We start from the raw sequence: 12,917 nt of genomic DNA, 5'->3' as shown, positions 1-12,917 counted from the left end.
CGGCCGGTCCCCCACTCGGGGGACCGGCCGTTCCTGCGTACCGCCACTGGTACGGCGAGGACTCAGCCGTGGCAGCGCAGTACGGAGAAGCCCACCCCGGCCGCACCCGCCGCGACCGGGCCGCCGCCGGAGGCGACCAGTACCGGGGTGCCGGCTCCCGCCGGGTCGACCGTGTACGTCTCGATCAGCCTGCCGCTGAAGTCGTACACCCAGCTGTTCCCGCCGCCCCTGCCGTCGATGACGACGAACTTCACGCGCTCGCCGTCCCGGACGAGCTTGTACGTCCAGCCGTCGTGGTACGTGCTCGAACACCCCGGGTCGACCACGCCCAGCGCACGGCCGTTCGGCAGGGAGATCTCGGCGCGCTTGCCGTTCGGTGCGTCCACGAGCTTGGCGATCCGCCCGTCGGACAGAGCGAGCCGCACCGAGCTCTCCTTCCTGACGTCCTTCCCGGCCTCGGGCCTGACGAGGGGCTTCGGCCTCGGCTGCGGATTCGGCTTCGGCTTCGGCTTCGCCGATCCGTCCATCCAGGAGGTGACGGTGCCGTTCGGCCGGAGCACGACGTGCAGGCCGTTGTTCTGCCCGTACGACGCGGCCCCGCCCTTGCTGACCAGCGTGTCCAGCCGGGTGGAGCCGGCGAGGATGTCCGCCTCGAAGTGGTTGCTGGTGATCCTGTAGACCTCGGCGACGGCCCCGTCCGCCAGCTTCACGGTGGTGACGTACGCACGGACACCCGGCTTCGGCTCGGCCGCCGGCAGCACCCCTCGCTCCGGTACGGCCGGGGAGTCCGCGAAGGCGGACCCGACCGGGAGGGCCAGGAGGGTGGCGGCTCCGGCGACGACGGCGGCGCTGCGGAGAGTGGTGCGGCGAGTGTTGCGCATGGTGTGGGCTCTTCTCGTACTCGTTCGGCGACGAGTACGAAGCTACGGACCCGATATGTGCGTATTCCGTCGAGGACGTAACGGAAAGCCGCAGACTGCGATGCAGCCATGTAAACCGGACACGCGGTCAGGTCTGACGCAGGGTGGGGACAGCCCCTCGGGGATCCCCTAAGGGATGTCACAGGTCAGCCGCAAAGGGTGGCTGTTCCGGGCGACCGGCCACCGACGCCCGCCGGACCAGGTACGTTCGATCACGTGGCTGGATTCAGGATCGGACGCGGCCGGGACAACAACCGCTCTCCGCAACAACCCCCGCAGCAGCAGCAGTCGTACGGTCAGCAGCAAACGCCGCCGCCGTACGGCCAGCCGCCCTACCCTCCCGTCGGCGGGCCGCCACCGCAGCAGCAGTGGCCGCAGCCGGGCGCCGGGGGGCAGGGCGAGCCGGAGTACTTCGACCCGTACGGGCAGCAGCAGCCGCACGCGCAGCAGCCCCCGTACGGCCACGGGGGGCACGGCGGCGGGGGCTACACGAACGACAACCCGGGGCACACCCAGGTCTTCGCCGTCGGCGAGGATCCGTACGGCCAGGGCGCGACCTACCACGCGGGCTCGGCCGCGGCGGCGCCGTCCGGTCCGCGGCTGCCGTGGAAGGAACTGCTCCGCGGCATCGTGACGCGGCCGGGGCAGACCTTCCTCCAGATGCGCGACTACGCCGTCTGGGGCCCCGCCCTGATCGTGACCTTCCTCTACGGACTCCTCGCGGTCTTCGGCCTCGACGACGCCCGCGAGGACGCCATCAACGCGACCCTGGCGAAGGCCGTCCCGATCGTCCTCTCGGCCGGTGTGGCCTTCGTCATCTGCGGACTGATCCTCGGCGCCGTCACCCACACCCTGGCCCGCCAGCTGGGCGGCGACGGCACCTGGCAGCCGACCGTGGGCCTGTCGATGCTGGTCATGTCCATCACGGACGCGCCGCGCCTGCTGTTCGCCGTGTTCCTCGGCGGCGACAACATGGTCGTCCAGGTCCTGGGCTGGGCCACCTGGGTCGCGGCCGGTGCGCTCTTCACCTCGCTGATCAGCAAGACGCACGACCTGCCCTGGCCGAAGGCCCTGGGCGCGTCCGCGATCCAACTGGTCGCACTGCTGTCGATCATCAAGCTGGGCACCATCTGACCCGTCCCGCCGAGGCGCTGGACGCCGTTAGGCCGATGTGAAAGGGCCCGCCGCGCGAGATCTCGCGCGGCGGGCCCTTTCACATCGGCCTGACGGCAGGGACGGGGCCAGGACTAGGCGTCGAGGACCTGGCCCTCGCGCTTCACGACGGGCGGCTCGACGGACCAGGGGAAGTTGATCCACTCGTCGGTCTTCTTCCACACGTACTCGCACTTCACGAGCGAGTGGGACTTCTCGTAGACGACGGCGGACCGCACCTCGGCCACGTGGCCGAGGCAGAAGTCGTGGACGAGCTTCAGCGTCTTGCCGGTGTCGGCCACGTCATCGGCGATGAGGACCTTCTTGTCGGTGAAGTCGATCGCCTCGGGCACGGGAGCCAGCATGACCGGCATCTCCAGCGTGGTCCCGACACCGGTGTAGAACTCGATGTTCACCAGGTGAATGTTCTTGCAGTCCAGCGCGTACGCCAGCCCGCCGGCGACGAACACTCCGCCGCGGGCGATGCTCAGGATGATGTCGGGCTCGTAGCCGTCGTCGGCGATCGTCTGCGCCAGCTCGCGCACGGCGCGCCCGAAGCCCTCGTAGGTCAGGTTCTCGCGTACGTCGCTCATGCCTCGTGCCTCACCTGAGTGCGGTGGAAGTTCTGGAAGGAGCGCGAGGCGGTCGGCCCGCGCTGCCCCTGGTACCTGGATCCGTAGCGCTCACTGCCGTACGGGAACTCGGCGGGCGAGCTGAGCCGGAACATGCACAGCTGCCCGATCTTCATGCCCGGCCAGAGCTTGATCGGCAGGGTGGCGAGGTTCGACAGTTCCAGGGTCACGTGGCCCGAGAACCCGGGGTCGATGAACCCGGCGGTCGAATGCGTCACCAGGCCGAGGCGGCCCAGGCTGGACTTCCCCTCCAGCCGGGAGGCGATGTCGTCGGGCAGCGAGATGACCTCGTAGGTCGAGGCGAGGACGAACTCACCCGGGTGGAGGATGAACGCCTCGTCCCCTTCCGGCTCGACCATCCTGGTCAGATCCGCCTGCTCGATCGCCGGATCGATGTGGGCGTAGCGGTGGTTCTCGAACACCCGGAAAAACCGGTCGAGACGTACATCGATGCTGGAGGGCTGCACCATCGACTCCTCGAACGGGTCGATGCGAACCCGTCCGCTGTCGATCTCGGCCCGGATGTCTTTGTCAGAGAGAAGCACGTCCCGAGGATACGCAGAGCGCGCGGGCCACCCCCAATCGAGAGGAGCGACCCGCGCGCCCGGTCCGGCGTCTACCGCTGCCTAGCGCTTCGCGCCACCTACGGGCACGGCATGCCGCAACCGCGCACACCGCGGACACCGCAGCAGCCGCCCGGGCCCGATCCGGCCGGCACCGAGGTGCTGCAGCGGGAAGGAGGCGGTACTGAAAACGTGCCCTTCGGCACAACGGACGACGGTGTGCTCCATCGAGTCCCTTTCCCCAACGAGCCGTACTGCGACGAATCGCCACATTAGGGGATGATCGGCACCCGCTCCAGCCGCCGCTCCGAACCCACACGGTACGCCCCAACTCCCGCACGCACACGCCTCGGTGCATGCCACACACGACAACGACCCCGCGGCAAATTCACCGGGGGTCGATCATGAGGTAGAGTGAGCAAAGCCAGGGATCCAAACAACTGGCTTGCTGTGCGGATGTAGTTTAATGGTAGAACATGAGCTTCCCAAGCTTATAGCGCGGGTTCGATTCCCGTCATCCGCTCTTCTATGAAGCCCCAGGTCAGCGACCTGGGGCTTCGTCATTGTCTAGACCCATCCAGGCGCCGCGCACCACTTGCGCACCACCCGCCTCCCCTGCGCGGCCTGCTCGGCAACCTCCTGCCGCGCGGCGCGACCATCCCGTTCGGCCCCGCCAGCGCCTCCTTCCGCCTGTGGTTACCAGAGTGCCGGTAGATCAACGCGGCCTTGTCCGAGGGCTGGCATGCGCGAACCATGGAGTCCTCCAGGGTGGCAGCGACCCGGAGAGCAATCCGCACTTCGGAATCACCAGACATGTGACGGTGTAGCACCGAGAGCAGCGGCTCATACGACCCATGTTCGTCCGCCTCGCGAAGGGAGTCTGTAGGGCAAAGCCCACATTGCTGCGATGCCCAGCGAATCCGCGATGAAGCCGAATCGGCATGGGACGAATCCCTGGCCAGGCCCGGGAAGGGTCCAGCCCCACACTTAACCGATACTCCGTCGTCAACGGCAGCGGGCCCCCATAGGCCGCGCAAGACATCGAATCCACGAGGGCCTCCTCCACTGCTGTGCAGCGCAATACTGGGCGTGAGCCCTCACCGCCATCCAACTGATCGTCTCTACCGTCAAACCAGAACTCCGCAGCCAGACAATGCCGTTGTCGTGAGTAGCTCGCACGTCAAGGACCGAACAGCCACGTACTCGTAGGGCGTCCCACTCTGCCCTGAAATCAACTTCCACAGAGAGCAACACAGTGGACCTCCTGGTAAGGATCAGTCCGGTATAGACCATCCTTCGCGGATCGAAGATCGAAGTCAGCTGCATACATGAGGCTTTTGTGGATCTTGGGTTGAGGCCCGCACAGGCCGACGGGCACCAGCTCACCGCGAGCAGACCACCGGGCGGATGTGGTCCGGGCCCTCGCCCTTCGCGATTCCCCCTCGCGGAGCTCAAGGCCACCACCGGGCGGGTGCTGCGTCGAGGGGGCCAAAGTCACGGACAGGAGGTGCCGGTCGCCGGATAGAGGGAGACATCCTCGGCTCGCATGCGGACGGCATGCTCGGAAGAGAAGCGACCACGCGCCGGGGAGGGATCCCACACCCACAGGTCGGTGCCTTCCCGAGGGAACACCAGGACCGGCCGGCTCGTCGGGAGCGGGCCCGGCTGGACGGAAATCGGTTTGGCCGGGTCAACCGGTCGCACGCAAACCAGCCGCCCGTTGATACCGAAGTATCCCGGAGGCTGCTCGCCCTTGACCGCCGCCGAGTATGTACGTTCCGCAGCAGCCTGGACCTCCTTCAAGGTCAGCTCCGCCACTCCCAGGGCGGCGAGCAGAACGAGCAGGGGAAACACCCCATTCACCATCACGCCTTGTGAGATGTGCAGGTTGAAATACTTGGCCCATCCGTAGAGGGACACGTAGATCAGTGTGATCACAAGAGTCAGCGCCACCGGCTTGAGTGCCACAGAGGAGCGCCAGTAGAAACTGATGTGCACGGCCGGCTCGGGGATTCCCAACACATCTTCGAGATAGGCCGTGTGAAGGAAGGAACCGATCCAAGGGAGCACGAACGGAAGCGGCGCGATGAGCACGGGCAGAAGCAGCAGCAGATTGCGGCTCAGCCACGAGCGGGAGAAGGCGTGCCAGCAGCCGAAGGCGGTCACCACCATCAGTAGCCCCTGGGCAAACCCCCAGAACTGGGCTCCGAGCCCGGCTGGGCCGTGCACCAACCACTGGTACACCACCCAGGTGGAGCCGCCCACGACGAGCGCACCGCACGCGAGGCGCATGAGCCGGGGCCTTGGCTCGTTCGACGTGATCCAGTGGCCAACCGGCCCGAAAGAAGTGAGAGGCGCCAGTAGCGCCAGAAACCGCCACGGGGAGGAGAACGACGCAATCGTCCAGGCACACAGCAGCGGGAAGGCTACAGCGAGCAGTGCCATCGTCACGGGTCCAAAGCGTCGCAGAACATTACTTGGTGACGATGACCCCTCTGTCTCCCGTCTCGGCCTGGGCCCGATGGAAAGGCGAAGGTCGTGGATGTCGTCGTCGAACACCGCAGATCCCTGGGTGAGACTCGCCCACTGCTCCTTCACCCTGGCCTTCAGCTGCTCACCGTCCTCCCCGGGGACGAGCGGAACAGTCAGCACATGGCCGGTATCGGCTCCGCCGAGGGCCTCGATGTGGCGTCCAAGCCAGCAGCGGAACCTCCCAGCTCCCGGCGGCGTCCGCCGCACCACCCGTACCAGGGTGGTGCCCCGCTCCTCCTCGTACCGGGCGAGTCTTGCCTCCCGGATCCGGAAGTTGACTGGAGGCTTCCTCAGCAGGCGGACCGCCTGCTCCCGGACAGCACCAACCGCCGTCCTCCGCTGGCCGTACGCGAGGGCATCGATGACCAGGACAACGCGCCCATCTGTCACCATCAGCCTGTCGTGCGACTGTGCGGTCCGTACCTTCCAGCCCGGCTGGGATCCGAGTGCCTCGACCGCGCGCCGGGTCTCATCCGGGTCGTCGGGACCCTCAACGATTACCCAGACGCGCTGAGTGGCAGCAGAGAGCACTTCACCCGCCGGGCCGCCGTCGGGCTGACCGGCATCGGCCCCGGCGGCACTGGGCTCATCTCTCTGCGGTGGCACCACCGCCGGGAAGTGGGCCCGCCCAGGGCGCCTCACCTGTACTAACGCATTCAAAAGTCCTGCCATCGTCTTCCTCCTTCTACTCCTGTGAAGTTGAGGAAAAAGAGTGACAGCAGGCACTGACAGAGCACTCACCGGGCAACGTTGCGGCCATTGCGCGCTTGTGCACCACCTAGCCGGCTACGAGGTCACGGGCCTTCGGCCGTTCTCACGTCGTCGCAGGCGGAGACAAGAACCCGTACATGGCCCGGCCGTCCGCCCGGGCGCCCTCGTCGGCCAGTTGGCGCCAAGCTGCATGCTGCGGATCGCTCAAGGCCTTCGCGAACGCGAGCTTCTTACGGTCGCCCTTGTCGAGTTGATCTCTGAGTTGCAGCGGATTGGCGGGCAACGAGAGCAAGAACGCCAGATCGCGGTAGTGGCGCTCCGGTGAAGCGGTCTTGATGCTCACCGCTGCAGCCTTCGCCACGATCGCCCCCAACAGGCTGGGGCGTCGGATCCGGCCCGTCCTCGACCCCAGTCGCACTCTCATAGCCTCGGTTCTCTGCGCAGCCTGCCGGCCGCCCGGCACCTCCAGCGTGCGGCCGGGCGGCGTCGTTGTGAGGTCTGCACGGGGGCCGAGGTTGTCGGGCGCCAGCAGATCCACCACCAACCGCTGCGGCTCCACACCGCGCTGATAGCGGTGCAACAAGTTGCCCTGCGGCGACATGCCGGCGGGGGAGAATCCGAGCCGTTCGAGCGCCGCGACCAAACGACGCAAGCTCTGCTGGTCCGACTGCACGTCAGCCAGGACATCCAGGTCGGCGCTCGCCGCCGGTGGAGTCCGACCGTGCTCCAGGCCGTGCAAGAGCACCATCTGCCCACCGATCAGCGACCATGCATCCGGCACCTGCTCCGAAAGGTCGAACAGCACGCCCCACAACTCCACCAGCGGGCCGGGGAACAGGTCCGACTCCAGTCGCACATCGGGCAGATCAGCCGCCATGATCACACCTTCCGAGGCTGCGCGTAGCGAGTCAGCAGGGACTCGAGCAACCCGGCTGCGGCAGCGTCGGCTCGGCTCTCATGGAGGTCCAGCAAGTCGGCCGCCACCACTGAGGCGGGGACGTCATGGCCCTGCCCTGGGGCTTCAGACCTTGAGGTCAAGAACGGCCACATCTCCGACGGGGGGATTCGGACCGAGACATTGCCCCGCTCTTCATCACGGACCATGCCGAACGCGGCTTCCAGCTTTTCGACCCGGTCGGGGTGTACATAGATCTCCGCAGGGCCGAGGGAGATGTAGTCCGCCCCTGCCTGTGCCGCAGCACTCGCTCCTCCCCGCACCACATCCTGAGCGGCGAGCAGAACTGGCAGTACGCCTGAATGAACGCGGTACGAGCGAACCTCGGCACGGGCGGCAAGGAGTTCCTGGACCAGAGCTGGAGACAGTTGCCCGTGGGCAAGGAGGTTCCGCAACCGCGTCCTCACCCGCGACTTCTCTGCATCGGACAGGCCCACCGGCTGATGGCCGTCCAGCACCGCCAGAACGCCCCATGCATTGCGGGCCGACAGCGGTCTCCGCGAACGGCGGCCCCGGTCTTTGCGATCCCGGACGCTGTCCCCGGCAACCAGCCAACGGCCACCGACACGCTGCCCCTGCAGCTTTCCGTCATGCAGCAACTGACGGACGCGGGAATCATCCACCCCGAGCAGAGCCGCAGCCTCTTTCACCGACAGCAGTTCCATGACCATCTCCTTGCGCCTCCCCTCACGAAACCATGAGAGAACACGCAAGCAGCCTCCCACCCAGACCCCCTTGCGTCAAGCCTCCCGCGATCAGGAGTCAAGGCGCAACCGCCGAGGCAGGGACGTGCCGCACGACCCAGGCCAACGGGCGCGTGCCCCATCCGTGCCCTTCCGAGCGGCGAACAGCGGTCAATACGGGTACGGGCGGACCCTCGAGGCAGCCCTCCCAGAAGGCTGTTTGCGCAGGTCAGATGCCATATGGACACCCCAGGCAACATAGATTCCCAAGCTTATAGCGCGGGTTCGATTCCCGTCATCCGCTCTTGAACGAAGGCCCAGGTCACAGACCTGGGCCTTCGTCGTTGTCCAGACCTGACCTGCGTCGTACGGCTGCCACTGCCTCGTGAATTCGCTCTCCCAAAGAGGCGGTTGGCCGGAAGAGTCCGGGGGCAGACCCGCGACGGGACTACCTCGTGCTCCTTCCCCGCCACCACGCGGTCGACGGCGATGGGGCGGCTCATGGCCCGGCCGTGCCAGTGAGATGGGCGCTGGGATCACCGTTCAGGGCGCCGCGGACCCACCCCACCGGCTCACGCACCGATGGACTGCACGTCGCAACCGGCGGACCCCCCTGTTCCCGAAACGCTGCACCCGGGGGGAATCAATATCTGTCCCCGCGGTCAGAGAGTTTAGTGGACCCCGCGGGGAGAGTTTTTTCGCGCCGCACACGATGGAGATATTTCACGCACACAAACAGTTGCGGCGTGCTACTGTCGATCTCGGTTGCAGTTTTGGTACCCAAAAACTTCAAGCGCCCCAGTCGGCTTTCGCCACATTCGAGCGCTTCATATTTCCGGTCATTTTCCGGCGGGGCATCATCGCGGCGACACGGTGTCCGTACAGTGCGGACGCCGGTGTACTGCCCCAAGGAGATATGACATGGCATCTGGCACCGTGAAGTGGTTCAACGCGGCAAAGGGATTCGGCTTCATCGAGCAGGACGGTGGCGGCGACGACGTCTTCGCCCACTTCTCGAACATCGCCGCCCAGGGCTTCCGCGAGCTGCTGGAAGGCCAGAAGGTCACCTTCGACATCGCGCAGGGCCAGAAGGGCCCGACGGCCGAGAACATCGTTCCCGCCTGACACTGACGCGCATTTCGTAGCTGGGGCCCGCATCCCTCGGGGTGCGGGCCCCAGCTGCACGCATTTCCCGCAACGGTGTCACCCACGGGACGAAACACTCAGGGTAAAACCTCCTCGGAGTTTCAACCCCGCTCGATTTTGCTGCATTTCGCGTCCACATGACGCCACCCTCAGCGCCTGCGACCGTACAGAATCCCTGTAGTCCAGAGTCGCTTTCGCATTCCATTCGGCCCGTTCTTGCGATCCCCTGCGCTTCGTTTCCGTTGCGGGAATTCCTTGATACGTGCCGCATCAAGGAAGGTTCTGAATGAACCGCACTCGTACGAATGACCGCTCCTCCCGCACCCGCAGCCGCACCGGCGGCCCCGCTTTCGGCGCTGCCGCCGGTTCGGAGCGGGGCAGCCGGTTCGGTTCGTCGACCCCGAGCCGTTCCGGACGTCCGAGCCGCTCGGGCGGCTACGGCCGCCGGCCCGCCGCAGTACAGGGCGAGTTCGCCCTGCCGAAGACCATCACTCCCGCGTTGCCCGCCGTCGAGGCCTTCGCCGATCTCGACATGCCGGCCGAGCTGTTGGCCGCTCTCGGCGCGCAGGGCGTGACCGTGCCCTTCCCGATCCAGGGCGCCACCCTGCCCAACACCCTTGCGGGCCGTGACGTGCTCGGCCGCGGGCGCACCGGCTCCGGCAAGACGCTCGCCTTCGGTCTCGCCCTGCTGGCCCGCACCGCCGGACAGCGCGCAGAGCCCCGCCAGCCGCTCGCCCTCGTCCTCGTCCCCACCCGCGAGCTGGCCCAGCAGGTGACCGACGCCCTCACGCCGTACGCCCGTGCCGTGAAGCTGCGCCTGACCACCGTCGTCGGCGGCATGTCGATCGGCAAGCAGGCCGGGGCGCTGCGCGGAGGCGCCGAGGTCGTCGTGGCCACGCCCGGCCGGTTGAAGGACCTCATCGACCGGGGCGACTGCCGTCTGAACCAAGTCGCGATCACCGTCCTGGACGAGGCCGACCAGATGGCCGACATGGGCTTCATGCCGCAGGTCACCGCTCTCCTGGACCAGGTGCGTCCCGAGGGACAGCGGATGCTGTTCTCCGCGACCCTGGACCGCAATGTCGACCTGCTGGTTCGTCGCTACCTGACCGACCCGGTCGTGCACTCGGTGGATCCCTCGGCCGGTGCGGTGACGACGATGGAGCACCACGTGCTGCACGTCCACGGCGCCGACAAGCACCGGACAACCACCGAGATCGCGGCGCGCGAGGGCCGGGTGATGATGTTCCTCGATACCAAGCACGCCGTCGACCGGCTGACCCAGGACCTGCTGAACAGTGGTGTCCGGGCCGCCGCCCTGCACGGCGGGAAGTCGCAGCCGCAGCGCACCCGCACCCTCGCCCAGTTCAAGACCGGACACGTGACCGTGCTGGTCGCGACGAACGTGGCGGCGCGCGGGATCCACGTCGACAACCTCGACCTCGTCGTGAACGTCGACCCGCCCACCGACCCCAAGGACTACCTGCACCGGGGCGGCCGCACCGCCCGCGCCGGCGAGTCCGGCAGCGTCGTCACCCTGGTAACCCCCAACCAGCGCCGCGACATGACCCGCCTCATGCAGGCCGCGGGCATCACCCCGCAGACCACCCAGGTCCGCTCGGGCGAAGAGGCCCTGAACCGGATCACCGGTGCCCAGGCCCCCTCCGGAATCCCCGTCGTCATCGCCGCACCGGTCGTCGAACGCGCCAAGCGCAGCACGGCCTCCCGTGGCAGGCGACGACCCGCTTCGACGGTCCGGCGCGTCAGCGTGCGGCAGTCCGCCTTCGATGCGGCGGCCTGAGAACCACGTGATCAGGAAACTGACCCATCTCTGCAGGAGGCACGTTTTGACGCTGGTCCAGATGCAGCCCCGCTCGGCGAACGCCAACCCTGTACACCGGACGGTGGGCGACGCGATGCAGGCGGCCGGTCCTCAGGTCTGTGACGACATGACGGTCGAGGTGGCCCTGGCTGTCATGGTCAGCTCCCGCGCGGGTCATCTGCTCGTCTGCGACGAGGACGGCCTGTGCACCGGGCTGGTCACCCAGGCCGGGCTCGCCGCCATCCGGGTCAGCGCCGCGTACTCGGACCAGGTTCGTCTCCGCGACCTTCTGGGAGACCTCGGGCCAGTCACCTCGCCCGTGACCACGATGGCCGAAGCCGAGCACGCGATGCGCTACCGCAGGCTCGATGCCCTGCCGGTCGTCGATGACCAGGGCAGCGCTCTGGGCGTCCTCGCCCTTGCCCGCTGAACCGCCTCACCGCGGAACGACCGTCCCCTTCTACTTCCTGTGAGGCAACATGCGCTGTGTCATCGCCCGTTTCCCGTTCGACCTGACCAAGAGCGGTGTCCTGGAGTCGATGAAGGGCATCAAGCCCGAGCAGGTCGTCGGCGAGTCCGTGATCATCGGGCGCCGTACCTACCCCGTCAAGCAGGTCGGTCAGGTCATCACCCGCCAGGACCGGCGTGACTTCAGTGCCGGTGAAGTCCTCCGGGCCATGACCCAGCTCGGTTTCACCTGCCGCGGCCTTCCCCGGGCCGCCGTGCCCACGCATGTCCTCAGCCCGCTCCAGCAGGCTTCCGCGATGCTCGGCATCCCGGTGACCGTCTGACGGACAGCACCGGCGCAAGCCGACACCCGAACAGTGAAGAGGGCCCGACCGGCAAGCGCGCCGGTCGGGCCCTCCCGCGTACCGGGGGTTACGCGAATGTCGGGTCAGTGGTCGGAGTAGCTGAAGTCGCCCATGGTCCAGGCGCTGACGTCCGCGATCGAGACGCGGTACATCCCGCCCGTCTCCGGGATCCCCACCGTGCCCTGGAGGATGCGGGCCACATGGAAGTGCAGATGGGTAGGCGGCCCCTCTTGGGGTGTCGTGGTGGTGAAGATGGCGGCGAACTCGCCCAGGCGGGCGGAGTCCGTCAGGACCTCCGACACCCGCTGCCGCCACACGGCTTCGGGTGCCAGCCGACCGGTGATGACAGCGCCACCGGTGACAACGGTCAGGGACATCTGATTGCTCTGCCCGGACTCCACCAGGATGGCAACGTCAACGAGCAGCTCGTCAGGCTTCGACATGGGAGCCGATTTTATGCACCGGTCGTCCCGTCCTTTCGACCGGTAGCACTACCGGTCGAGAAGAGCGCTGACCGTCTTCCCGCCGGAGGCCCGACGGGTGACCGCGGTCGCTCGGGCGAGGCGGTTGACCATGGGCCAGCCGAATCCACCGGTACCGCCGTGCAGGTCAGGGGTGCGCATACGCGGCGCGTGCGGGCTGGAGTCGTGGACGGCCACCTCGATGCTCTCCTCATGGGCCGTCAGTTCCAAGGTGCAGGTGCCCCCGCCGTGGCGCACGGCGTTCGTGACGAGCTCGGACACGACCAAGACCACGGTGTCCGCGGCTTCTGCGGCCATCGCCGGCTGATGGAGACCGTCGAGGACGGCTCGCACGGCATCGCGTGCCTCTGCAACATCCGCCGTGGAAAGCACGGTTGCGACGCTCTCGGCCATCGTGTTCATCAGATCACCCTGGTCTCTGGATCGTCCACGTCCGGCCCCTGCCTACCTGGTCGCTGTGCCCCACCTCACTGCCCGCCAACCCGACTCAGGTCTTCAGGAAGGGAT

13 protein-coding genes and 1 tRNA gene are annotated in these 12,917 nt (G+C 67.3%); 6 read left to right on the top strand and 8 right to left on the bottom strand.

Going from position 1 to position 12,917, the window contains the following annotated elements; all coding sequences use genetic code 11:
• Positions 1-62: 62 nt before the first annotated feature.
• Positions 63-881 carry a hypothetical protein gene (locus IE257_RS23900; protein WP_189971848.1) on the bottom strand — a complete coding sequence of 273 codons (819 nt, stop codon included), beginning with the start codon at positions 879-881 and terminating at the stop codon, positions 63-65.
• 255 nt (positions 882-1,136) lie between these two features.
• On the opposite strand from IE257_RS23900, the gene IE257_RS23895 reads away from it, so the two are divergent.
• On the top strand, positions 1,137-2,054 hold the full coding sequence (locus IE257_RS23895; protein WP_189971846.1) for a Yip1 family protein: 918 nt from the start codon (positions 1,137-1,139) through the stop codon (positions 2,052-2,054).
• A 113-nt stretch (positions 2,055-2,167) separates the two neighbouring features.
• On the opposite strand, the gene IE257_RS23890 is transcribed toward IE257_RS23895, so the two are convergent.
• Together IE257_RS23890 and dcd are read right to left on the bottom strand one after the other, a co-directional pair.
• On the bottom strand, positions 2,168-2,665 hold the full coding sequence (locus IE257_RS23890; RefSeq protein ID WP_189971844.1) for a phosphoribosyltransferase: 498 nt from the start codon (positions 2,663-2,665) through the stop codon (positions 2,168-2,170).
• Positions 2,662-3,249, bottom strand: coding sequence for a dCTP deaminase (gene dcd / locus IE257_RS23885; protein ID WP_030009868.1), 588 nt, complete (start codon positions 3,247-3,249; stop codon positions 2,662-2,664). Before dcd ends, IE257_RS23890 begins: the two co-directional genes overlap by 4 nt.
• A 470-nt stretch (positions 3,250-3,719) precedes the next feature.
• On the opposite strand from dcd, the gene IE257_RS23880 reads away from it, so the two are divergent.
• A tRNA-Gly gene (locus IE257_RS23880) sits at positions 3,720-3,790 on the top strand.
• A 971-nt stretch (positions 3,791-4,761) separates the two neighbouring features.
• On the opposite strand, the gene IE257_RS23875 is transcribed toward IE257_RS23880, so the two are convergent.
• From IE257_RS23875 to IE257_RS23865, 3 genes are all read right to left on the bottom strand, one after another.
• Complete coding sequence (locus IE257_RS23875) at positions 4,762-6,471, bottom strand: hypothetical protein (RefSeq protein ID WP_189971842.1); 1,710 nt, start codon at positions 6,469-6,471, stop codon at positions 4,762-4,764.
• Positions 6,472-6,613: 142 nt separating this feature from the next.
• Positions 6,614-7,387 carry a hypothetical protein gene (locus IE257_RS23870; protein ID WP_189971840.1) on the bottom strand — a complete coding sequence of 258 codons (774 nt, stop codon included), beginning with the start codon at positions 7,385-7,387 and terminating at the stop codon, positions 6,614-6,616.
• Between the two features lie 2 nt (positions 7,388-7,389).
• Positions 7,390-8,130, bottom strand: coding sequence for a helix-turn-helix domain-containing protein (locus IE257_RS23865; protein ID WP_189971839.1), 741 nt, complete (start codon positions 8,128-8,130; stop codon positions 7,390-7,392).
• A gap of 939 nt (positions 8,131-9,069) precedes the next feature.
• Between IE257_RS23865 and IE257_RS23860 the strand changes: the two genes are divergently transcribed.
• From IE257_RS23860 to IE257_RS23845, 4 genes are all read left to right on the top strand, one after another.
• Entirely contained in the window at positions 9,070-9,273 is a 204-nt protein-coding gene (locus tag IE257_RS23860) for a cold-shock protein (RefSeq protein ID WP_030647895.1), read from the top strand.
• 307 nt (positions 9,274-9,580) lie between these two features.
• On the top strand, positions 9,581-11,095 hold the full coding sequence (locus IE257_RS23855) for a DEAD/DEAH box helicase (RefSeq protein ID WP_189971837.1): 1,515 nt from the start codon (positions 9,581-9,583) through the stop codon (positions 11,093-11,095).
• 46 nt (positions 11,096-11,141) lie between these two features.
• Positions 11,142-11,546, top strand: a complete 405-nt coding sequence (locus IE257_RS23850) for a CBS domain-containing protein (protein WP_189971835.1) — start codon at positions 11,142-11,144, stop codon at positions 11,544-11,546.
• Between the two features lie 49 nt (positions 11,547-11,595).
• The gene (locus IE257_RS23845) at positions 11,596-11,907 is read left to right on the top strand and encodes an SCO5918 family protein (RefSeq protein WP_189971834.1); all 312 of its coding nucleotides are present in this window, start codon (positions 11,596-11,598) and stop codon (positions 11,905-11,907) included.
• Between the two features lie 104 nt (positions 11,908-12,011).
• On the opposite strand, the gene IE257_RS23840 is transcribed toward IE257_RS23845, so the two are convergent.
• Both IE257_RS23840 and IE257_RS23835 read right to left on the bottom strand, forming a co-directional pair.
• Positions 12,012-12,371, bottom strand: coding sequence for a hypothetical protein (locus IE257_RS23840; protein ID WP_189971832.1), 360 nt, complete (start codon positions 12,369-12,371; stop codon positions 12,012-12,014).
• 48 nt (positions 12,372-12,419) lie between these two features.
• Positions 12,420-12,812 (bottom strand): ATP-binding protein, encoded by a 393-nt coding sequence (locus IE257_RS23835; protein WP_189971830.1) that lies wholly within the window; start codon positions 12,810-12,812, stop codon positions 12,420-12,422.
• Between the last annotated feature and the right edge of the window lie 105 nt (positions 12,813-12,917).

The organism is Streptomyces avidinii (assembly GCF_014650695.1).
Lineage (GTDB): Bacteria > Actinomycetota > Actinomycetes > Streptomycetales > Streptomycetaceae > Streptomyces > Streptomyces avidinii.
The sequence above is the reverse complement of the archived record's forward strand: the minus strand, read 5'-3'. Positions and strand labels throughout refer to the sequence as shown.